Origin of the sequence: Petroclostridium sp. X23, assembly GCF_030013905.1 — a bacterium.
Taxonomy (GTDB): Bacteria; Bacillota; Clostridia; order SK-Y3; family SK-Y3; genus X23.
On sequence record NZ_CP124862.1, the window covers coordinates 2,311,751 to 2,334,388 of the forward strand.

Annotated in this window: 19 protein-coding genes; 3 read left to right on the top strand and 16 right to left on the bottom strand. The window is 40.7% G+C overall.

The genetic code is table 11. From position 1 onward, the window contains the following. Positions 1–67: 67 nt before the first annotated feature. Positions 68–940, top strand: a complete 873-nt coding sequence (locus tag QKW49_RS11015; protein ID WP_282867582.1) for a pyridoxamine kinase — start codon at positions 68–70, stop codon at positions 938–940. Positions 941–1,019: 79 nt separating this feature from the next. Then, positions 1,020–1,787, top strand: coding sequence for an ECF transporter S component (locus tag QKW49_RS11020; RefSeq protein WP_282867583.1), 768 nt, complete (start codon positions 1,020–1,022; stop codon positions 1,785–1,787). Between the two features lie 130 nt (positions 1,788–1,917). Here the strand turns inward: QKW49_RS11020 and citX are convergent, their stop codons facing one another. From citX to QKW49_RS11095, 15 genes are all read right to left on the bottom strand, one after another. After that, complete coding sequence (gene citX, locus QKW49_RS11025; RefSeq protein ID WP_282867584.1) at positions 1,918–2,478, bottom strand: citrate lyase holo-[acyl-carrier protein] synthase; 561 nt, start codon at positions 2,476–2,478, stop codon at positions 1,918–1,920. A 28-nt stretch (positions 2,479–2,506) separates the two neighbouring features. Next, positions 2,507–3,373, bottom strand: a complete 867-nt coding sequence (gene citG / locus QKW49_RS11030) for a triphosphoribosyl-dephospho-CoA synthase CitG (RefSeq protein ID WP_282867585.1) — start codon at positions 3,371–3,373, stop codon at positions 2,507–2,509. A gap of 179 nt (positions 3,374–3,552) precedes the next feature. Further along, positions 3,553–4,431 (bottom strand): DUF6282 family protein, encoded by an 879-nt coding sequence (locus QKW49_RS11035; protein ID WP_282867586.1) that lies wholly within the window; start codon positions 4,429–4,431, stop codon positions 3,553–3,555. Continuing rightward, a complete protein-coding gene (locus QKW49_RS11040) occupies positions 4,424–6,313 on the bottom strand; it encodes a TRAP transporter fused permease subunit (protein ID WP_282867587.1) in 1,890 nt (629 codons plus the stop codon). The genes QKW49_RS11035 and QKW49_RS11040 overlap by 8 nt, the downstream gene beginning before the upstream one ends. 272 nt (positions 6,314–6,585) lie before the next feature. Next, positions 6,586–7,620 carry a TAXI family TRAP transporter solute-binding subunit gene (locus QKW49_RS11045; protein ID WP_282867588.1) on the bottom strand — a complete coding sequence of 345 codons (1,035 nt, stop codon included), beginning with the start codon at positions 7,618–7,620 and terminating at the stop codon, positions 6,586–6,588. Between the two features lie 70 nt (positions 7,621–7,690). Continuing rightward, positions 7,691–9,190, bottom strand: coding sequence for a tripartite tricarboxylate transporter permease (locus tag QKW49_RS11050; RefSeq protein ID WP_282867589.1), 1,500 nt, complete (start codon positions 9,188–9,190; stop codon positions 7,691–7,693). Positions 9,191–9,208: 18 nt separating this feature from the next. Then, positions 9,209–9,712, bottom strand: a complete 504-nt coding sequence (locus QKW49_RS11055) for a tripartite tricarboxylate transporter TctB family protein (RefSeq protein WP_282867590.1) — start codon at positions 9,710–9,712, stop codon at positions 9,209–9,211. A gap of 91 nt (positions 9,713–9,803) precedes the next feature. Continuing rightward, entirely contained in the window at positions 9,804–10,832 is a 1,029-nt protein-coding gene (locus QKW49_RS11060) for a tripartite tricarboxylate transporter substrate binding protein (RefSeq protein WP_282867591.1), read from the bottom strand. A 19-nt stretch (positions 10,833–10,851) separates the two neighbouring features. Next, positions 10,852–12,117, bottom strand: coding sequence for a nickel-dependent lactate racemase (larA, locus tag QKW49_RS11065; protein ID WP_282867592.1), 1,266 nt, complete (start codon positions 12,115–12,117; stop codon positions 10,852–10,854). A gap of 55 nt (positions 12,118–12,172) precedes the next feature. Further along, a complete protein-coding gene (gene citF / locus QKW49_RS11070) occupies positions 12,173–13,711 on the bottom strand; it encodes a citrate lyase subunit alpha (protein WP_282868120.1) in 1,539 nt (512 codons plus the stop codon). Positions 13,712–13,727: 16 nt separating this feature from the next. Continuing rightward, entirely contained in the window at positions 13,728–14,624 is an 897-nt protein-coding gene (gene citE, locus QKW49_RS11075; RefSeq protein WP_282867593.1) for a citrate (pro-3S)-lyase subunit beta, read from the bottom strand. 1 nt (position 14,625) lies between these two features. Next, positions 14,626–14,916 (bottom strand): citrate lyase acyl carrier protein, encoded by a 291-nt coding sequence (gene citD / locus QKW49_RS11080; RefSeq protein WP_282867594.1) that lies wholly within the window; start codon positions 14,914–14,916, stop codon positions 14,626–14,628. Between the two features lie 78 nt (positions 14,917–14,994). Continuing rightward, a complete protein-coding gene (locus QKW49_RS11085) occupies positions 14,995–17,295 on the bottom strand; it encodes a hydratase (RefSeq protein ID WP_282867595.1) in 2,301 nt (766 codons plus the stop codon). 140 nt (positions 17,296–17,435) lie between these two features. After that, positions 17,436–17,525 carry a PrpF domain-containing protein gene (locus QKW49_RS11090; protein WP_282867596.1) on the bottom strand — a complete coding sequence of 30 codons (90 nt, stop codon included), beginning with the start codon at positions 17,523–17,525 and terminating at the stop codon, positions 17,436–17,438. Between the two features lie 79 nt (positions 17,526–17,604). After that, positions 17,605–18,960, bottom strand: coding sequence for an MmgE/PrpD family protein (locus tag QKW49_RS11095; protein WP_282867597.1), 1,356 nt, complete (start codon positions 18,958–18,960; stop codon positions 17,605–17,607). A 350-nt stretch (positions 18,961–19,310) separates the two neighbouring features. On the opposite strand from QKW49_RS11095, the gene QKW49_RS11100 reads away from it, so the two are divergent. Continuing rightward, positions 19,311–20,258, top strand: a complete 948-nt coding sequence (locus QKW49_RS11100) for a LysR family transcriptional regulator (RefSeq protein ID WP_282867598.1) — start codon at positions 19,311–19,313, stop codon at positions 20,256–20,258. A 74-nt stretch (positions 20,259–20,332) separates the two neighbouring features. Here the strand turns inward: QKW49_RS11100 and QKW49_RS11105 are convergent, their stop codons facing one another. Next, positions 20,333–22,534, bottom strand: coding sequence for a methyl-accepting chemotaxis protein (locus QKW49_RS11105; protein ID WP_282867599.1), 2,202 nt, complete (start codon positions 22,532–22,534; stop codon positions 20,333–20,335). Positions 22,535–22,638 lie beyond the last annotated feature (104 nt).

Consider the following 22,638-nt stretch of genomic DNA (forward strand, 5'->3'; position numbering starts at 1 on the left):
TACCTTACACATTATTGGATACAATAAAATGCATGAGAAAATTTACCGCATTTAAAGGAGAAACCCTATGAAGAATATAATACCCCGCATTGCCGCGATTCATGACCTATCGGGTTTTGGGAGATGCTCACTTACCGTCATCATTCCAATTTTATCTGCGATGGGCATGCAGGTTTGTCCTCTTCCCACAGCAGTGCTTTCCACGCATACAGGTGAATTTGAGAACTATAAGTTTATTGACCTAACCGAGCATATGGAAGAATATATTGCACATTGGAAAAGCCTTGATATCAAATTTAACAGCATATACAGCGGCTTTTTAGGCTCTTCACGCCAAATCTCCATTGTGGCTGATTTTATTAACGAATTCCATCAACCTGATCAATTGGTAGTTGTTGATCCGGTATTAGGAGATGATGGCGAATTATACGCTACATTTGATCATAAAATGGTAAATAAAATGGGTGAACTTGTAAAGCTCGCAGATATCATTACACCGAATATTACCGAGGCTGCTTTACTGCTTAACGAACCCTATCCGGAAAGCATACAACAGGAAGAACTCAAGAGCTGGATTCTCAGGTTAGCGGATCAAGGCCCTAAAACAGTCATTATTACCAGCGTACCTGAAAGCCTCTCCAAAAACAAAACCGCAGTTGTAGCTTATAACAGTTCTGATAAAAGATTCTGGAAGGTATCGTGTGATTATATTCCGGCCAATTACCCGGGAACCGGAGATGTTTTCACCAGCGTACTTGTGGGAAGTCTCTTGCAAGGTGACAGCCTTCCTATCGCACTAGATAGAGCGGTTCAATTTGTTTCCATCGCCATCCGTTCTACTTTTGGCTATCAATATCCGGTACGGGAAGGTGTATTGATTGAGCGTGTACTGCAAAACCTGAAAGCGCCTGTGACTTTGAGCAGTTATGAAATATTATAACTAATAGCGGGGAGCGGGGAGTGGGGAGAAAACTCTCCTCACTCCTCACTCCCCGCTAAATAAAGAAAGGATTTGTATTATGAACAGCAAAATTAGAAACCTCGCTTACGCGGGTTTAATGACAGCGTTAGTTTTTATCGCTACCGGTTTACTGCCCCGCATACCTATTTCAGGTACGGGAGGGTATATCCATATTGGAGATAGCATGATTTTTATTGCCGCCATCTTACTTGGTTGGAAGCATGGCGCAGCGGTAGGAGGGATCGGTTCCGCCCTGGCGGATATTTACTTGGGCTATACCGTGTATGCACTCCCTACATTGATTATTAAGGGGATTATGGGTGCGATTGTAGGATTCATGGCCCATGATGCTAAAGATGCCAAGACACTGTATTTGAAGAACTTTTTTTCTGTGGTATTTAGCGGCGCTTGGATCGCTTTAGGCATCTCACTCCATCGTTTACTCCAAGGTATCGCTTCTTCTAAGATAGCGTCCTCTATCATCGAACAGTTGGAACTTAGCGGGCCGGAAGAACTAAGCAAACTTGCAGCAAATATTCAAACCGTACTCATGGGAACCATCATCGCTATTCCTGTTATTCTCATGATACTCTCTACGGTTTTGCATAAGAAAGACCGCCATCTGTTCAGTATCAACAGCCTTATCGGAATGACCCTTGGCGGCCTAATTATGGTTGTTGGTTATTATTTTGCTGAAGGAATATTGGTTGGCAATATGATCACACCTATTTTTAGCATACATTATAATATCCTTCAGTTTGTAGGTGGTACCGTCATTGCGTTTGCGCTGCTGATTCCTCTAAAGCAAACAGGATTATTTAAGTAGTATATAATAAATTTGATGTTATACATAAACACAAAATGAATCCTTTTTTTACATATCTAGGAATCATTTTGTGTGCTTATGTATAAGAAATCTGCCTATTTCTTCATTATTATGAAGTTTTCTTTTGTACTCATTCTTTAACTATTGATGATAATATAGTTAAAGAATGAGATGAAACAGCCATCTTTTCCTTAAGCTGCTCTACACATGTGGAGATTTCATCCGGAGAATGTCTTCTTTTAGATACACAAACCATGGCAGAATTGTCACAAATAAAGCATCTTCTTGGAGCTATAGCAATGTCTTCGCGTCCAACGGGAGTGCCGTCAATATCCATCACATCAATATCAAGCATACGTGCACCTGTAACATTCTCCTCAACCTTAACACATATTCTTTTGATGCTTTTAGCCTCTGTTTCAATAGAAATGAAAAAAGCAGGCCCATCTTCCCCGCAAATATAATCCTCAAAATAAGCATGATGGCCATTCAGAATTAAACTGCTTAGAAATGTTCTGCAAAAGTATTGAAATAGCGTACAGAATTCATCATCGGTACGATAGACTATCGGTATACATAATGTAACAGTGATCAAACACCTACGTTTCTCTTTTACCAACTTCCTACGCATTTCCCAACGCTGTTCCCTTGCCGCAAGTACCTTTAATAATTCTTGATTTATATCTTCCACCTCAAACAACCTCCATACAACTTCTACATCATTCCAAAAGCTTTTCCATATGATCCAATGCAATTGCAACTGAAAGTAAGTCTGCACATCCTCCTGGGCTGATATTACGTTTTGTATATTCCTGATCCATACGAATGAGTTCATCCTTGCCCTGGACTGACAACGCACCGCCTAAGCCAAGTACCTTGTTAGCAGAACTTCTCACATATTCCATCATATGAATGCCACACCTTGAAATGACATTGGTATCTTCAACTTTAGTCATAAGATGAAGCAATGTTTCCAAATAAATATCATTTTTGCTGTGCATGTCATAAGAAAACAAATTTTTCATTACAGGAAGTGCATACATTCTTACAGAGTAAAAACCCGATGCCGCTTCTCCACGAATACCCTTTATCCCATAAGCTGCATAAAGTTTACGTCCCTTGGTCATCGCCAAAGAATCAGAAGGCGTTGAAAAATCTTTCTGCGCTGCCTGAGCAATGGCACCTGCCACATCGCAAATCATATCTGCTGAAACATACTGCTTTGTTTTATAACAATATGCCGCTGCAGTTGCAATGATTCCTAAAGAAAAGATAGCCCCTTTATGTGTGTTTACACCATTAGTAGCCTTAAACATAGCTTCTTCACATTCAATACCTAAAGGACGTATCTTGCTAAGAGTGGTATCATCAATATGAGCCAAAAGTCTTCCATATTCTGCAAATCTAGTAAAGTAATGCGAGATCGCTGCAATACTACTTATAAAAGTGAAAAAATTCATATCTTGGTGAGCACCATTCGTTAAAGGATCTACCAATCCCGGCTTTGGATAGACAGAAACCTCATAAAGAAGAGCCGATACACAACATGTGCCAATTCTTTCATTAATATTCATAATAGTTTTCATAGGCACCCTCCTCTATCCATAACATTATTATATAATATCCGGCTACAATCAACACAATACCATACCTTACCTTACAGTTAATAATATCGGAGACAGGTTCTTCGAAACCTGTCTCCGATATTATTAGAATTCAATAAACAACTCTTTTATAGATGGTTAAATATAATTTGAAGTAATCGTTAATCCAAATCCAAAAGTTTATTATAATTGTCACTGAACATGGTATAGAGATCTTTCTCAGAAATACCCATGTAGTTAAGCGTTTGCACAAACATTCTCATTGTCTCCGGCGCAAGGGTTTTTCTCGGTTGTCCGGTATCAGTAGAGATAACAATATTCTTGCTGCCCACAAGCTCTATCGCCTCTTTATAAAGAGACATCGGAATGGGTTTTGGAAGCGGACTCAGTGCATTTCCGGCGCAAAATTCCACATACGCACCCATATCAACAGCTTTTTTAATCTGTTCCACCGTACAGGACGGGGGACCGAAGAAAGGATGTGTCAATACTACCTTCTGACAACCAATTTCCCTTGCGGCAGCAATCACCTTCAACGCTTCTTCGGCGGATAAATGACTGGTACCAATAATAGCATTGTGTTTTTTGACCAGTTCCAATACAGTATATACTTGAGGAATTAGTTCTCCATTTTCATCCAGAACTGTAATGCCCTCTATAGGATAGCTGGTCACACCATCTCCTTGATGGCCGTAAGCCCCAAGTTTTCCGGTTTCTTTATAATGTGCAAGAGAATGGTAGGAAGGCATCCAAATTTGAACAGCTCCCAGCTTTAACGCAACATCTACTGCTGCAGGATTAATTCCTCCCGCTTGATGATTTAATACAACACCCCCAAAAACTTTTATACCCTCTACTTGCTTTTGAGTGTGATATGCCCTTGTCATGGTGGTATCTGCGTGACATTTATAGACTACCGCTCTCATTCCCGCATCCCGACATACTATCGCAGTTTCAATATCATCTGCTACACGGTCGAAAATATCCGGTGTAGTATGGATGTGCAAGTCACAAGCGCCTTCAATACTAATTTTAGCCAATCTGACCACTTCCTTTCTTCATTTTATTCAAATCACTGGACATAACAATGGAAATTCCTCCGACAACAAGTCCGATTAAGCTCCATGCCATATTTGGAATAAGTAGGAATATTCCTCCGATAAACATAATAACTCTCAAAATCATGTTCATTCTCTTGTTTGTGTAACCGGCAATAGCTAAACCGATTATAAAAACGCCGATAATGGCAGTTATAACACCAAGCGCAATATTGTAAGGGTTCCCCATTAATAATAGGGCTTTATTGTACGCAAAAGTATACGGAACCACAAACGCCGGTATTGCAAGCAGACATGACAGCCATCCGGTTTTCAACCAATTGGCCTCCGCTATGCCTGCACTGAGGAATACCGCAGCACAAACAGGCGGCGTAATGGTAGCAAGGGTTGAAAAATAAAAAACAAAAATATGTGCAATCAATGGTTGTATATCTAATGAAATCAAAGCAGGTGCAAGAATAGCTGCCGCAAGTACATATGCAGCTGTTGTCGGAAGTCCCATGCCTAAAATGATACAAACAAACATGGACAGCACCAAACAAAGAAACAGGTTATTCTGTCCTATACTTACAATCAGATCAGACAGCTTTACTCCGAAACCTGTCATGGAAATTAATGAAATAGCAATCTGAGCGCCTGCCAGTAATGCAGCCATATCCAATATGCTGGATGCACCTTTCATAGATACGTCAAAACAAAGTTTTCCTGTATCTTTTGCTGCTGTTGAAGCACTTTTAGTACGTATAAAATAGCATATCGCGCAAGTAATAATAGAAGCAATGGTTGCATAAAAAGCTGCGATAGTCACTGTATAATTACTTACCAAGAAAAATATAAAAACAATAATGGGTATAAAAATGATAGAATATTCCACATACGAAATCTTTTCTTTCACAGCAGTCCCGCGAATTCCCAGCTTTAAAGAGAGAAAATGCAACGCAACAAATGCTCCAAAATAATATAAAAATGCCGGCACAATCGCTGCCACTGCAATCTTCAAGTAGGATACGCTAATCAGCTGCGCCATGATGAAGGCACCTGCACCCATCATAGGCGGCATAATCTGACCTCCCGTGGACCCCACGGCAGAAATGGCTGCAGACCACTCACTTGAATATTTTGACCTTTTCATTAATGGTATGGTAAATGTTCCCGTTGCTACTACATTCGCCATCGCACTTCCGGAAATCATTCCAAAAAGCCCACTTGCAATAAGTGAAACCTTGCCAGGTCCGCCAACAGATTTACCTGTTAAAATTTGCCCTAACTTTATAAAGGTTTGTGATCCCCCTGTAGCAGAAAGCACCGCGCCAAAGATACCAAACATGGCTAACATTGTTGCTGAAAGTCCTACCATTGTACCCCATATCCCATTGGTACTATGATAGAAATTTTGGAAAATATAATCAAAGCTAAACCGTTGATGTCCCCACATGCCCGGGAAATATTCTCCATAGTACGCATATATCAAAAATACTGCCGCCATAATAGGGAACGTCAATCCCACCGCTCTTCTGCTGGCTTCCAAAGTCAATATGACCAACACAACAGCAAAAAAAGTATCCAAAGGACTAACCCATTGAAGCGGATCCCATAATATTTTTTGATACGTAAAGAACATATAGAGCGTTGACCCGGCAGCTAATATTGAAAATATAATATCGATGACAGGTACCTTATCCATATCCTTGCCTTTACGCATTGGTTTCAGAAGAAAACACAACGTAAGCACAAAGAACAGGTGAACACTTCTCTGAACGATGTCGGGAAATGCCCCAAATCCTGATGTATAAATCTGAAATATAACCAAGGAAACGGATAAAACCGTGATAATCCATTTCCAAAAACCGTTTAACTTTCTCATAATACAACCCCTCGTATCATTAATATGTTTATATCTTGAAAGGTATATGTCATGCAGCTAATATCGGTAATATCGTTTAGCAATCGGACAGTAAGCACTTGATGGTGGCGTACTTATTATTTTTATTTTGATACTTGCTTACTTTTCGATAGTATCGCTTTGTACACTTTCACAGAACACATGACATATACCTTAACAAACTTGAACACAGAACAACCATTAAAACATATGGTTCATATATAAATATACAGGTATATCAACATCTATGTTCTTTATTGTTTATATTCAGGAGGTGTTAATTTTTCAGGAACATCATAACCCTTTTCTTTTAAATATTGAACAGTTCCAGCATGAAGAGGAATAGGAGATTTTAATGCTAGTTCCAAAATGTCCGTATCTGCTCCTTGTGCATATGCACTCGCCCAAATTTCTTTCCCCTCTTCACACATTGCCTTAACCATCTTGTAACCATCTTCTTGTGAAAGCTTGCTGGTAGTCTGGGCACCCTGCATGGTTGCCATTGTTCTTACATCTTCATCTACGCCCTGGTATGTTCCTGCCGGAATGGTAAAATCGATCATATAAGGATACCTTTCGTTAACCTTTTTAATCTCTTCATCCGACAAGCTTATAATATTGATTGGCTGTGCTGCAACCAATTGCATTACATAGCTGTCATTTACAGGTCCGAGCTTTACAGTTCCTATAATTTGTCTATTTGCATACGCATCGGCCGCATCAGACTGTCCGGCTTCAAAGTAATCCGGTTTTACACCTAAAATATCCATAATTGAAAAAGTAATGGCTGCGGCAGATGTTCCTGTACCACCCGGATTAAATTTCTTTCCGTTTAAATCACTAAGAGATTTCACCCCCGAATCCTTTGATACGACAAAATGCTCGGGCGTGATTTGATGATACCAAAGCATTCTAGCCTCTTTGTTTGCTTGACCCTCAAAAGACCCTGTTCCGCTGTAATTTTCATAATCGGTGCTGGATACCGAATTACCTACGGCAACTTCACCGCTGCGAACACGTTTTGTAATGTCTACAGCACCCTGCGACTCAGAAACAGTAATCTGAAATTCCGGATGTACTGTAGAAATCGCTTTACCAACAGCTACCCAATATGGATAAACCGCAGAACTGGCAGGCGGCGCCGCAAACGTCATAAACTGTCTCTTTGCCGGTTTTTTACCGGCATCTCCGCTAGCTGAATCTCCGGCCGGATCATTTTTGGAACAACCTGCGAATATAGCCAATGTTAGTACAATAGATAATAAAAATGCTAATTTTCTTTTCATCATATAATTCCCTCCTAAAATTCCCCGCGCAAGGTATAGTATCTCCCCACACGGTTTAATAATTCTTTTGTTCTTAAACACTCATTTTAGATTTCTCTTTCATAATATAGGGCTTAATAACCGGATATGCCAACATGGCAATACACGCCAACATAAGAACTGCAGTAATTGGCTTAGTGAACACAGCTATATAATTACCGTTATCTAGCATTATCGCTCTTCTGAGATTGGATTCACACATTTCTCCAAGCACCAATCCCAATATCAATGCAGCTGCATTGAAACCAAATTTTTTAAAAATATATCCCAATATCCCCGCAATAATCATTAGCAAAACATCACCTGTACTATTGCCAAGGGCGAAGCTGCCTATCACAGAAAGCATAATGATTACCGTACCCAATACACTGTATGGAATTGCAAGGATTTTACTAAAGATTTTGGCAATACCAACTGCAATGATTACCATAATAATGTTGGTTACTATCATTGAAGCAAACACGCTGGAAAGATATTGCGGCTGCGTCTTAATGAGCATCGGACCCATCTGCACTCCCTTAAGTACTAATGCGGTCATCATTACTGCAGCTGCATTACCACCGGGAATACCAAGCGCAAGGAGCGGAACCATGGATCCGCCGGTAGCTGCGTTATTAGCAGTCTCGGAAGCAGCGACACCTTCCGGTGCACCTTTCCCATATTTATCCGGTGTCTTGGACATTTTAACTTCAGTGGTATAGCTGAGAAACGAAGCAATTGTAGCACCAGCACCGGGAAGAATGCCAACCATTGTTCCCAATACTCCGGATCGAATAACCGTCCACTTCATCAACCAAAGTTCCTTAAGAGAAATCAGCGTAGCTTTAATCTTACTACTGCTTTTATCAAGACTCTCCATTTTAGTACGCTTTACAGTTTGCTTTAAGACTTCGGTAATGGCAAACATACCTATCATCACAGGTATCATTTGTATTCCATTAAGAAGTGTGGAGTTACCCCAGGTAAACCTTGCAAACCCCATTAACGGATCCATCCCCACTGTTGCCAGCCATAAACCGATAAGACCGGATATGATTGTTTGAACAACATTTCCGTCATCCAGGCAGGTCAAAACCGAAAGCCCTAAAAAAGAAACTGCGAAGAGCTCTGATGGACCGAATTTTAATGCAGCACCTGCCAGCTGTGGTGCAAGTAAAAACATAGCAAAGGCAGCTACAATCCCCCCGATAGCAGATGTGACAAGTGAGATTCCCAATGCTTTACCTGCTTCTCCCCTGGCTGCCATAGGATATCCATCAAATGTTGTGGGCGCACTGGCAGGAGTCCCAGGAATTTTAAAGAGAATTGCCGTAATACCCCCGCCTGTAATTGATGCACAATAAACAGCAACCAAAAATGCAATAGAAACCAAAGGTGTCATGGAGTAAGTAAAAGTCATTGCTAAAACAACAGCCATAGAAGCACTTACTCCCGGCATTGCACCAAATATTACACCAAGGATTGTCCCACCGACGATATATGCAAATGTAACAGGACTTAGAACAACTTGAAAACCCTGAATCAACAATTCCATAGTTTTATATCCCTCCACTTATATTGTTTCAAGGAGCAAAGCAAAATCACGAAATATTCCTTTTCCTCTAGGTAACATAATATCAAGACCTCTCGAAAACAAGAAATACAGAATTACTACGCTCAATAAAGAGTATACCAATAACTTTACAATACGTTTTTCACCCAATAGTCTTGAATACAAAACTGAAGCAATAAATGAGGATAGGATAAAACCAACATACTCTAAAAGAAACGCATAAAAAAGCAATATCGTCATACCAATAAGCAATTTACTTTTATAGAATTCCTTAAAGTTTATGTCTGTTATGGATTTAAAATTTTTTTCTTCTTTGGACGTTCTCTTAAAAATATTATACATGTTAATACATAAGAAAACTACTAGCAACACCAAAAGCATTTGAGGCCATTGTGCACCATTCATTACACCAGTCTCAGGTTTCGGAGCGGTTGAACCTACATAGAAGAAACAATACATAAAAAATAACATTAAAGCTGCATTAAATAGTAATTCTATAACCAAAATACTTCACCTCGCCCTTTTTTGCAGTATCCATGGAAGAAGCCTTCGTTCTCCCACAGATATTGCAGATGATATTTTAGCAATGTATAAACTATTTGTCTAAAGCTTTTTTCATCTTCTCATAATATTCAGACCAAATCTTTTTAAATTCTTCTCTATTTGCAAAACCTGGCCTGTCATTGAGAGATACGGATTCCTTCCAGTCTGTCCATTCCTTTGAATCATTGGCCTTAACGATTGCTGCTTCAAGTGCTTCAATAGCTCCTTCAGGTATGCCTTTCTTTGCTACAATACCTCTCCAAGGTCCGATATATGCTTCATACCCCAACTCCTTGGTACACTCAACATCGGATATTGTCGAAGCTCTCTTTTCACTTAAAATAACAATGCCCTTCATGTCACCGGATTCCAAATAAGTGTTAGCATCAAACGGACTTGATAAAACCATGTCAATGTGCCCGCCCATAACCCCGGCATTTGCTTCGGCACCGCTTGCATATGGTACTAACGGAACATCGATGCCTGCAAGGTCAAAGAGCTCCTGTACAGATACAGCATCTATCCCGGTTACCGACATCAAACCTATTTTTGCTTTACCCGGATTTGCTTTTGCATATTCAACCAATTCTTTGAAATTATTATAAGGAACATTTTTACCTGCAAAAATAACATTCGCGTCAAATACAAGCCTTGCTACCGGTTCTGTTTCGTTAAAAATATCAAAGTTTGCTGTCTTTGCAATAGCTGCGATTAAATGGGATGGTGTATACAGCGCATAAGTATAACCGTCAGCAGGCTGACTGTTTAAATACTCAGCCCCTTTTACGCCGGAAGCCCCTGAAACATTGTTAATAGTGATAGGTACGCCAATCTCTTTTTCCAGCAATGGAGCGAACGCTCTTATAGTGGTATCCGTACCGCTGCCTGGTCCAAACGGAATAACGATTTCAACTTTTCTTTCAAACTTCCATTCTTTTTGCGGGGATTCCCCAGAAGCTGCAGGTGTAGACGCTTTAGACTCGGATGCTTTAGACTCGGATGCCGGCGTACTTGAAGAACAACCTGCAATCATCATCAGAGATATGATTAAACAGAATATTACCACACTTTTCTTGTTCATTTTTATCCCCCTTCATTTTTTAATTAACACATGGAATAATGTTAACAGCCCTCGGTAATACAATCATTTTTTTAACATCTCTCTCGCTCATGGCTTTTTTGATAGCTTCCTGGAGATTAGGTGCCCATTCAAACATCATTTCTTTCAGGTCTTTTTCTTTTAGGTTTTCCGAAACAACCATGACTTTTCCTTTTGTCATAGCTCTGGCATACATAAACGCCTTATTGCTGCCGACGTTATATCCCTCCCTTCTAAACCTTTCTACAACCTCTTGAGACGTTTTTGCTTCAACCATCCATTCACGGAATACACCTTCCCCAATGCCATCTTCAGCATTTGCCATTAAGATATATATACAATTCGGTTTTCCAAGCGGTTCTGCAACCGATAGCGCTTTTTGCGCCTGATAAAGGTTGCAGTCTCTTGGATAGCCGCCAGGGCTCGTAATAACTATATCTGCCAACCCGCAGATTTCAACTTCACTCACCTTTTTACAGATTTCAACACCTTTAGCATGGGCTAATTCAATGTCGCCGGCAACAAATGCAATATTTTGCTTATGCGGATCTTGAACCGCATTTACCATAAACCCGACATTTACCTTTTTTGCAGCTTCAAGAGCTGCCTCATGGAATGGATTCCCATACATAAACCCCATGGCAGGATTAAAAGGCCTTATGGGCAGGGAATGATGAATTTTTAGCGTCTCAATTCCTGCCACACCGGGAACAATACTTTTTCTGCCTCCACTAAAACCCGCTGAATGATGCGGTGCTATCAATCCGGTAGTAATCACAAAAGAGCTTTCGACAACTGCCTTATTTACATATAAGGGCATGCCGGATACAGTTTCCCCCAGATATGTCAGGCTGTCTTTGTCCAAACAGTTATGCATGATTGCTTGATACCTATCCCTATACTCTGCTCCGATGATATTGGCAATTTCTTCATCTGTGCTTGCTCTATGGCTGCCCGTCGCAAAGATGAATCTAATATTTTCATCAGGAATTCCTGCTCCTGAAAGCCTTGTTACAAGTTCCTTTACAATGATTTTGTTGGGACCGGGCCTTGTATGGTCATTTACAACAATGACAACCTGATCCTCTTTCTTCACAAGATTTTCAACCCTATCTATTCCAATCGGATAATCCAGTGCTTCTTTAACCAGCTGCTCTTCAGTTGCCGTAATTTCCGGAACATTGATATCAATGACTTCAACTTCGACTTCATCACTCACAATTGCTTCTTGCATCATTTTTCCATAAGGAACACTTATTTTACTCATAGCATATCTCTTCTTTCTAATCAAAATAGTTCTTTCTGCAAGTATGAACTTTCTTTTATACTTGCCTAATCACATCAATTACGCTGCTGTCACGATAGTATACCAGTCCAACGATTTTACTGCCATACTCAACACGCTTTGGCTTGCCTACTATCCCCTCTGCTATCTTTTGAAATTCTTCTATAGTGCTCAGTTGCATCCCTGCTGATGTGAAGTTATGAATCAAATCTTGCCGCATCGGATTTACCGCCACACCATATTCGGTAACAAATACATCTACCGTTGCTCCCGGTGTTACGATGGTGTTAACCCGATCCAGTATTGTCGGGATTCTGCCTCTTATGAGCGGTGCTACAACAATGGTCATTTTTGCTCCTGATGCAGTATCAGGGTGACCTCCTATCGCTCCTCTTATCACACCGTCCGAACCGGTAAGTACATTTACATTAAAATCCGTATCTATTTCCAATGCACTTAAAACTACCATATCCAGTTGATCCACTGCAGCTCCTTCCAATCCGGACCCCGCATAATGATGACCGCTAATCACACAATGAGAGGGATTTTCGCGGACACTTCTTGCTGCCTCAAGATCAAAGCCCTGTACATCCAACAGCTTTTTAACGAGGCCTTCCTCGTGCAGTTTCACGATTGCACCGGTAATCCCACCTAATGCAAAGCTCGCCGTAATTTTTTTATTAACCATCTTATCACGAAGAAAACGTGTTACTGCTAGAGATGCGCCGCCGGTTCCGGTCTGAAATGAGAACCCGTCATTAAAATAGCCGGAATTCTCCATAATATCAGCAGCCGTCCTTGCGATTTTAAGCTCTCTAGGGTTGGTTGTAAATCTGGTTGCGCCGCTGGCAATACCTTTTGGATCTCCGATTGCATCCATCTTAACAATATAATCCACATCGACTTCCTTAATTGCACAGGGGGTATTGGGATAGGGTACGATATTATTTGTTAAAATAACTGTCTTACTTGCATGTTGCGCATCCACCATGGCGTAACCCAACGATCCGCAATCATATAAGGTATCACCGTTCTTATTATAACCATTCGCATTTCCGGCTCGGTCACAGGAAGGTGCCCCGAGAAATGCAACATCAATTTTTAATTCGCCGGAAGCAATAGCATAAGCTCTGCCACCATGAGAACGGAAAATAACAGGTAAATCCATCAATCCGTCTGAAACTGCATTTGCCAGCTCGCCACGCATACCGCTGGTCTCTATCCTCTTAACAACTCCGTTCTTAATATGATCAATCATTGGGTGATGACAGCTGGTTAAGGAACTAGCCGCCACTACCAAATCTTTAAAACCCATCTTTGCCAACGTATCCATCACCATGTTTACAATATAATCACCATTTCTGAAATGATGATGAAAAGAGATGGTCATTCCATCCTTAAGCCCGCATAACTCTACAACCTTCTCAATAGACGCAACTATTTTGCCACTGCGTCCTTTCGGCGCTTTCAGTTCTTGTTGGAAAATAGTGCCGCTGTAACGCTTTCCGTCAAATATATGCAGTTGTCCCAAGCCTTCTATATATTGAGGTACTTCAACACCTAAAACATTCTTCATCAACCCTTCACCCCCGTTAATTTCTCATATAGATACCGGCTGCTTCTGCAAGCTCAAGCGTGTGTTTCGCTCTTATGACTACAGGCTTATCAATCATTTTTCCATTGAGACTGATCACTCCGAGACCTTTTGACTCTGCTTCTTTCAAAGCTTCTATTACCCGCTCCGCATGTTCTATTTCCTTCTGTGTCGGAGTAAATATCTCTATCACCGGTTCGATCTGTCTGGGATTCAATACAGATTTTCCGTCGAATCCCATATCTTTAATGAGTTGAACTTCCTTTCGGAATCCGTCTTCATCATTAACATCCGAAAACACCGTATCCAGCGCTGCTATACCGGCTGCTCTAGCAGCTATAATAATCTGCGTTCTAGCCGCAAAAAGCTCCACACCTGATGCCGTCCTTTTTGCTTTTAAGTCTGTCACATAATCCTCTGCACCAAGTGCAATCCCCACAAGGCGCTTGCTTGCCTTAGCAATATCATACGCATTGATAACCCCAAGCGCACTTTCTATTGCCGCCATCATACCTGTACTGCCTATCTCAACCCCATACCTTTCCTCACATAAGGCAATATAGTTGTCTACATCAATGATATCCTGTGCTGTTTCGGACTTTGGCAGTCTGATAATATTTACGCCTGCTTTTACCATCATCTCAATATCAGCTTTACCAAGGGAAGTATTTAATGGATTGATACGGACAACTTTCTCTATATCACCATAATCCAGTGTGGTTAAAGCATTGTAAACAAGATATCTTGCCGCATCCTTCTCTTCCAATTTCACAGAGTCCTCCAAATCAAACATTAACGAATCCGCCCCGTAAAGATGCGCGTCTTTCATCATTCCCGGGTTATTTCCCGGAATAAACATCATGGTTCTCCTAAGCCTTGTTTTCTGATACGCCATATTATGCACCCCGCTTATAATCAGCGCAGTCTATTGCTCTATAGTAAGCTGCCTGTACTCTTGCCTTAATGGTACAGTCTAAAGCGCCTCTGTCATTTGCAATCACCTTTACATCTGTCGCACCTAAATCAGTAAGTGTTTTTATAATGACTGCTTTGATTTGATCTCCGAATTGTTTTCCAACCGTACTCTTCAAATCAACTTCTATGCCTTTTCCGTCTTTTTCAACAAAAATCATAATATCACTGGATTCCAGTGTTCCGGCACAAGCAGTTTTATTTATCTGTGACATATTCACACATCCTTTCCACTCACTTGCTCTATAAACTAAACATCACTATAATTAAAACTGATCTATCCATTTTCACTCTCAATTTATCTCTTTTTTGTAGTAGTTGATTAAACACCCTGATATAAGCACTTTTTTCTCGTCTTCCGTAAGATCTCCTATAGAAAGAGTCAGCTCGGTCACATGATCGCCTATTGCGTAAGCCTTGATCTCCTTTTTTCCTTCAAGAATTGAATTCTTTAAATTAATGATAAATATAAATTCCTCTTTATTAAATGCCGTTTCGTCTTTCACTATAAACGGAACCATTCCCCAGTTGATCAAATTAGACCGATAACGCTTAGTAGCATATTCCTTTGCTATGTTTGCCCATGCGCCAATCACCCTCTGACAAGACGCAGCTTGTTCTCTGGCCGAACCGTCTCCCGGCTTGTTCGCAAAAACCGTGCTTCCAATACCTACCTTCAATGGATCGATATTCTCAAATCCAATAATCCCGTGGATCTTATTATAGACTTTCTTAATTTCCTCCGAAATAGTGCAGGGATCTATCCCTTTCTCCCTTGCCACTTCAATTTCTTGAATTGCTTTAGTATTTTTTACATATGCAGGATCTTTCCTGCTGAGTGTAAATTCCGCAAGTCTTAACGGATTTGAACGGAAGGATGAAGTCTCACCCGAAGGAATAAGCTCATCGGTGGTGGTAACAGGATCGGTAATATACGTAACGACCTTGAGCAATAAGTTATCGGTTAAACCGGGTATAACCGGCCAATCTTTAATATTCGGGCCAAACTTAAGCTCTGCATTGCTATCCGGTCTGCCTACCCCATTATATACACGTTTATCGTAGATAGCCTTATTAAAGTAATATGCGGGTTTAGTATAGGCTACATCGATTTCTGTTGCAGCTGTGAGTTTACCACCATTGATTGCCGTTGCAGCAATTGAACGGGCATCCATCAGTGCAACAGAGGAAATCTGCCCTTCGGTAGGTTTAGAGCCTTCACGATTCGGGAAGTTCCTAGTGGTATGACGGATAGAAAATTCTTGGTTGGCAGGTGTATCTCCTGCGCCAAAGCATGGACCGCAAAACGCTTCACGCACGATCACTCCTGCATCCATTAGTTTTTCTATAGAACCATTCTTGACAAGATGCCTGTATGCTGGCTGGCTGCCCGGATAAACGCTCATTTTAAACGTACCGTCTCCTATAGATTTTCCTTCCAATATATCCGCTATATCAACAATATTGTCATACGTACCACCGGAGCAGCCTGCCACAATACCTTGATCTACATAGATTTCACCATTTACTACCTTGCTCATTAGATCAAAATTGAAGTTTGGATTATCAAACTGCTTGAGGCCTTCCTTCTGCACTTCATGCATGATATCAAGAGGGTTTGCTTTCAATTCCTCTATGGTATAAATATTGCTTGGATGGAAAGGCATCGCAATGGTCGGCCTTATTGTAGAAAGATCTACATACACCAACCCGTCATAATAGGCAATATCTTCCGGAACAAGCTTTGCATAGTCTTCTTTTCTGCCATGGATCTCATAATATTCCTCAACCTTTTCATCGGTACACCATATAGATGTCCAGCACGTGGTTTCGGTCGTCATTACATCAATCCCGTTTCTGTATTCAACGTTCAGATTTGCGATGCCATCTCCAATAAATTCCATTACTTTATTCTTCACGTATCCATTTTTATATACCTTCCCTATAATACTAAGCGCAACGTCTTGAGGCCCTACACCTTTTTCAGGTTTTCCGGTAAGGTAGATACCGATAACTTCGGGTCTGGCCAAGTCGTAGCTTCTGCCCACAAGCTGTTTCGCGAGTTCACCGCCGCCTTCTCCTACACCCATCGTTCCAAGTGCTCCATATCTCGTATGGCTGTCGGAGCCTAGTATCATTCTGCCGCATTTACTCATCATTTCTCTGTTGTAAGAGTGGATAACCGCTAGATTGGTAGGTACAAAAATACCGCCATACTTTTTAGCAGCTGAAAGCGCAAACATGTGATCATCCTCATTGATTGTGCCGCCTACAGCACAGAGGCTGTTATGGCAGTTGGTCAATACAAGGGGTACGGGGAATTCCTCCATCCCACTTGCTCTTGCAGTCTGGATGATCCCGACATAGGTAATGTCATGGGCGGTCAAGGAATCAAACTTTATTTTTAAATTTTTCTCATCTTCAGATGCATTATGGGTTTCAATAATTGAATAAGCAATAGTACCTTTCTTCGCCTGGTCTTTTGTTACTTCTTTTCCGGTTTTACTCTTAATAATTGCAGCAGCATTTGCATCATCACATACAATTTCTTGTCCATTTATAAGGTATACACCGGTATCATATAATTTCACCATGAATTATTCTCCCTTTCAGTTAGTTATTTTTCTAGTCTCTGATATAGACGTACCCATCCATAATCTTTCTTGTAGGCAAAACCTTACCGATTTTCGCTCCGCCGGGATTAAGAAAATTGACCTTCAATTCCGCCCCTGTCTCATCGTTTTTTATCTTCAGGCAAATCCTTTTCCAAGAACATAACACCCTTGCTTGTGCCGCCTCTCATATAAACACAGGGTATCTTCATATCCTTTTCTCCCTCCAGATACTAGTTCATTCAAATAACAACTCGTCACAAATTGTTTTTTTATGCCTCATCAATCTTTCTATAGCGCAGGGACTGCTTGCGCATCATCAATAGCTAAAATCATCTCTACGATACGTGCCGCATCTTCCGAACATGTGTCGCTTATCAATGCCAGCGCCTTAGCTCTTACCTGATCTTTTGTCAATGGGTTATCAACACTGCCTGACGCATCAGCGATTTCCTTCTTAATAATTCTTCCATCCTTACACGTAACGCTGAGTTCACATCCCCAATGACCAGGATATACTTTTGTAAATCTATCTTCCGTCACAACATTAACCTTTCTAAGCAAATCCCTCACCTCGGGATTTTGGATGCACTCTTGCTTGAAATGATTTAATGTAACCTCTCCAAAAAGAAATGCACAAGCCACGGTAAACGGCGTAGAAAACTTTGCATCTACCGGAGTAACAGGATTTATGCTTCCTTCACTGACACCGCACTGCTTATACCCTACCAGATAGGTGGCAACCTCAATCTCTTCTATATCATTTTTAGAAATCCCAAACTCGTTCTTAATGGCCAAAGCGGCGTCTATGGTACAATGTGTACTTCTGCAGCATGGATACGGTTTATTATCCATATACATCATCTCATATTTTTGTCCCAAGTCTTTTGCAACCAAACTTATATCATGTTCATCAGACATAGCGGCAAATAATCCGCCATCTTTTGCATCTAAAATATGTTCCGGACCCGTCATATTGGATTTTGCAAGAAGTGCCGCCTCCGCACCACTCACCGCGGCCCTCGCAGGATGCAACACCTTACAGTTCGCACCATCAGCTAGAAAAGCCCATAATCCGAATGACTGTGTCCCTGCCATTCCCAACGCAGATACTGTCTTTTCTTCGTCCAGCTTCAAAAGCTTGGCAGCCGCGGCTGCAGCCCCAAATGTTCCTGCCGTAGCGGTAACATGCCATCCTTTATTCCGGTGTCCCGATACTCCAAATCCCATCCCTATCCTTGACATAACCTCATATCCGCAGATAACCGCTTCCAGAAATTCCTTACCGCTTCTTCCCAGAAATTCTGCCATTGTCCATGCAGTTGGAACTACAACAGTACCAATATGTGTTTTCGAATTTGTATGCACATCATCCAACTCCAAAGTATGACCCATCATTGCATTAAGAAAAATCGCAGTAAGCAGCGGAGCCTTCTTTTTCTGTCCCCAACATGACGCATGGTCGCTCTTCCCGGCAATATCATAATAGGTATCTGCTACACCTTTTATAAGTTCGTAATGAGCCGCTCCAACGGCAGCACCAACAGAATCAAGTACGCAAAGCTTTGCAGCATTCTGAACCTCATTGGGCACATTGTCTAAACTAAGCTCACAAATGTATCTTGACAATTTGCGCAACTCACTCATTTTTTACCCCCTCAACCTACTCCTGCAGTTTTAAGTGAAATCCTTGTAGAATTTTTGTCAAAAACGAATTTTGCATTATTAAGTATGACTTGAATGATAAAACAACCTTTAATAAATTGTAAAATACAAGAACGCCTTTCTTAGTTGCGTTAAAGCAATGGTACCATTGCAAAGCTTAGGTATTTCTATTACCAAGAATATACATCTAAGTCTTTTGTATATTATTTATAAATAATCTTGTTTTTTTACTGTCTTAATTATATAATGTCCATATGATATATGCAAATACTTAATATTTTATAACCCCTATAACTTTTTTCTATATCAAATAAAGGGAGGTAGTTGTCAAAATGACAGAACGTGAATTGTTATATGTAAAAACAATCGCAGAAGAAAAGAGTATCTCCAAAGCCGCACAAAAGCTTTTTTTAACCCAGCCTTCCCTCAGCAAATGTATCCAAAAAATCGAGTCGGACCTTGGTACTAAACTTTTTAAACGTACTAATACCGGATTGCTCCCAACATTTGCAGGGGAAAGATACTATCAAATTGCTACAGATATCTTAAAGATTTACAATGACTTTGAAATAGAAGTTTGTGACATAAACAATTTAAAAAAGGGCAAGATTACCATCGGTTTTACAGCTAACCTTGCAACACACCTATTGCCAGCGACTTTGCCACCGTTCAAAGCAGCATATCCGAATATAGATGTGCATATCGTTGAAGAAACCTCCACAGGTCTAGAGAAAGCCCTATCCTCAGGAAAAATAGATTTCGCAGTTATGCATACCAACCCGTTCTACGACCCTATTAATGACTCAAATATAGTATATCATTTGCTCTACCGAGACCACTTTATTCTAGTAACAAAAAAAGACCATCCCCTTGGCCGTCATGCAGTAGAAGTTCCTGACTCCAAGCACCCCAGGATAGATCTTACATTATTCGCCAACGAACCATTTATCTTAGTAAGTCGTGGCCAAAGAATCAGACAGATGTCTGATGCAATCCTACAGAAAGCCAATATTAATCCATTGATCGTGTTGACTACCAAAAGCTATGAAACCGCCAGACGATTAGCTTGCGAAGGTATTTGCGTAACTCTCGTCCCACAACAGTATGTAGAAATATTTACAGTGGCGTATTCCCCCGCTTATTATTCTATTGAGGATAAATATTCGCCATACTGGTCAGTGTGCGTAGCCACTCAAAAAAATAGTTACCTTTCTAAAGCGGCGCAGCAATTTATTAAAATGCTAGGTGAAAAATGCGGTTGTACCACATTAGAATCCTAATATTTATATCATAGTACCATACTAAAAAGAATAGCATTAACTCTTGCTATTCTTTTTAGTATGCCTATTATAACTTATATTTTAAACTTTTCAATGGATCTTGTTAACTGCCGTGCTGCGTCGCTCAATTCTTGTGCGAAAACAGCCAGTTCCTCTATGCTCGACAATTGTTCCTCGGTAGAGGCGGTAATTTCTTCGGTGGATGCAGCCGTCTGCTGAGATACACTGGAAACATTATGCATGATTAAAACCGCTTCATTTTTATTTCCTTCCATTTCAGCAATTCCCGACATAACCCCATCAACCGCTGCCTCCAAATTATTCATAGCCTCGGCAATCTGCTTGAATATAGAAATTGATGTAACAACCGATTGATTCTGAGATTTAACCGTTTCTTCCACTGATTTTGCCCTTTCCACCATCTGTGCTGTCTGCTGGTGAATCGACTTAATAATAGAAGTTATCTCATGTGTCGCTTCCATAGACTGCCCTGCTAATTTTCGCACTTCATCGGCTACTACAGCAAAACCTCTTCCGGCTTTACCGGCACGGGCAGCTTCAATAGCAGCATTCAAAGCCAGCAGCTTCGTTTGCTCTACGATGCCGTTGATAACCTTGTTTATCATATCGATAGACTTGGACTGCTGCTGCAGCTGTTGAATATCGGACAAGATCACTCCAGTGATGGCTGTGGTCTCATGAGACTTTTTATCCAAATCCTCAATGGAAACTAATCCCTGCTGTACTAATTTACCAGTATTTTGAGAAACATGATGTATGCTCTTGGTATTATCGGATACATTATTAATTTTCAAAGCCAGCTTCTCCATCTTTCTGCTGCCTTGCTCCGCATCACCGGCCTGTTCTGACGAACCGCGCGAGATCTCCTGTATTGCCGACGATACTTCATGAGATGTGGTAGAAATCTCCTCAGATGTAGACGCAACTGTCTCGGCAGAATGGGCTACCTTATTCGCAATCTCTACCACCTGCTGTATAATCTCCCTCATATTTGATATCATTTTTGCCATGCTTTGGGTAAGAATACCAAGCTCGTCCTTGCTGCGCGACACCGGATTAGCGGTTAAGTCTCCTCTGGAAGCACTGTCGGCAATATCTACGATATGACTGATCGTTTTACCCATGCGCATTGCCATGTACAACCCCATACCCATTGCAGCAATGGCAGCAAGTATTACTAGTCCCAGTGTCCATATTTTAATATCTCTTGCCGCAGCAAGAAGCTCGGAACGAGGGATAAGACCTATTAAAACATAACCATTCATATCTATTTTATTATAAACCATTAAATGGTCTTTTCCGTGATAAGACACTAATTTTGCATTACTTTGCTTTTCACTGTTCTGAATATCTTGATAGAAGCCTTGATTTACTATATCCGCTATGTCTTCCGACTTCTCTTTTTCCGCCGATGATGAAATCACCCTTCCATCCGGACTGATCAGATGAATCGTACTGCCTTCTCCGAGATAAGTTCCGTCCAATAAATTATTAACAAAATCAAATTTTATATCCGCTATAAATATTGCATTAGATGCGGCACTGTTTGTTGACATAAATCTCATATCATCCAGAACGGCAATTGCGGACATCGAGTATGCTTTATCATACTCCCCCGATACAAACTCATCGAATTCCTTATGGTCACCGCGCCATATAAGGAATCCCATATTAGCTTCGGCATCTTTATACCATGATGTTTGTCTCAGATCATCCACCTTTTCGTCTAAGGCCAATGTTGAAGATCCGACATGGTTTTGACCGTCTCTCAATATTTCTATTTTGGACAGGAACTGGCTCGCAAGTACCGTATTAACAAGAATCTGCTTTGCTTTGTCCATGATCATATAATCGCCATACGGATTGTCACCTGTAATATTCCCTTGGCTGTCCACTATAATATCCGATTTTATATAATCACGAATATCCCGGTTAGTCGTTAATTGCTGGTATGTATCCTGCACCATTTCGAATACCAGATCCAAATAATCACTCGTTTTTTTCATGGTTTCCTTGCTGCTTTCAATCGCTTTATGTTCGAGTGCATCCGATGCAAGCTTTTGAGAGATAATCCCCAAAGCACTAATGGGAATAATCATTACGAAGAAAGCGGCAATTAACTTAACCCGTATACTGTGAAAATTCGAAATACCCACCTTATGATAAGCTGCTGCTTTAATAGTATTTTTAATTTTATGTCTCTGCTTAAAAAAACTACCTATTTTATTAGCTAGTATATCAGGCAACTTCATCATAATTCCTCCTTGAAAATGATTAAGCAAACTAATAAATGCTTAAATCATAAAAATATAAGAACGCCTTTCTTAGTTGCGTTAAAACAATGGTACCATTGCGAAGC

What these genes read in the sequence shown, in the direction of transcription:
- QKW49_RS11015 (WP_282867582.1), top strand. Translation starts at nt 68, where the DNA reads ATGAAGAATATAATACCCCGCATTGCCGCGATTCATGACCTATCGGGT.
- QKW49_RS11020 (WP_282867583.1), top strand. Translation starts at nt 1,020, where the DNA reads ATGAACAGCAAAATTAGAAACCTCGCTTACGCGGGTTTAATGACAGCG.
- citG (WP_282867585.1), bottom strand. Translation starts at nt 3,373, where the DNA reads ATGAAAACTATTATGAATATTAATGAAAGAATTGGCACATGTTGTGTA.
- QKW49_RS11040 (WP_282867587.1), bottom strand. Translation starts at nt 6,313, where the DNA reads ATGAGAAAGTTAAACGGTTTTTGGAAATGGATTATCACGGTTTTATCC.
- QKW49_RS11045 (WP_282867588.1), bottom strand. Translation starts at nt 7,620, where the DNA reads ATGATGAAAAGAAAATTAGCATTTTTATTATCTATTGTACTAACATTG.
- QKW49_RS11050 (WP_282867589.1), bottom strand. Translation starts at nt 9,190, where the DNA reads ATGGAATTGTTGATTCAGGGTTTTCAAGTTGTTCTAAGTCCTGTTACA.
- QKW49_RS11060 (WP_282867591.1), bottom strand. Translation starts at nt 10,832, where the DNA reads ATGAACAAGAAAAGTGTGGTAATATTCTGTTTAATCATATCTCTGATG.
- larA (WP_282867592.1), bottom strand. Translation starts at nt 12,117, where the DNA reads ATGAGTAAAATAAGTGTTCCTTATGGAAAAATGATGCAAGAAGCAATT.
- citF (WP_282868120.1), bottom strand. Translation starts at nt 13,711, where the DNA reads ATGAAGAATGTTTTAGGTGTTGAAGTACCTCAATATATAGAAGGCTTG.
- citE (WP_282867593.1), bottom strand. Translation starts at nt 14,624, where the DNA reads ATGGCGTATCAGAAAACAAGGCTTAGGAGAACCATGATGTTTATTCCG.
- citD (WP_282867594.1), bottom strand. Translation starts at nt 14,916, where the DNA reads ATGTCACAGATAAATAAAACTGCTTGTGCCGGAACACTGGAATCCAGT.
- QKW49_RS11085 (WP_282867595.1), bottom strand. Translation starts at nt 17,295, where the DNA reads ATGGTGAAATTATATGATACCGGTGTATACCTTATAAATGGACAAGAA.
- QKW49_RS11090 (WP_282867596.1), bottom strand. Translation starts at nt 17,525, where the DNA reads ATGAAGATACCCTGTGTTTATATGAGAGGCGGCACAAGCAAGGGTGTT.
- QKW49_RS11095 (WP_282867597.1), bottom strand. Translation starts at nt 18,960, where the DNA reads ATGAGTGAGTTGCGCAAATTGTCAAGATACATTTGTGAGCTTAGTTTA.
- QKW49_RS11100 (WP_282867598.1), top strand. Translation starts at nt 19,311, where the DNA reads ATGACAGAACGTGAATTGTTATATGTAAAAACAATCGCAGAAGAAAAG.
- QKW49_RS11105 (WP_282867599.1), bottom strand. Translation starts at nt 22,534, where the DNA reads ATGATGAAGTTGCCTGATATACTAGCTAATAAAATAGGTAGTTTTTTT.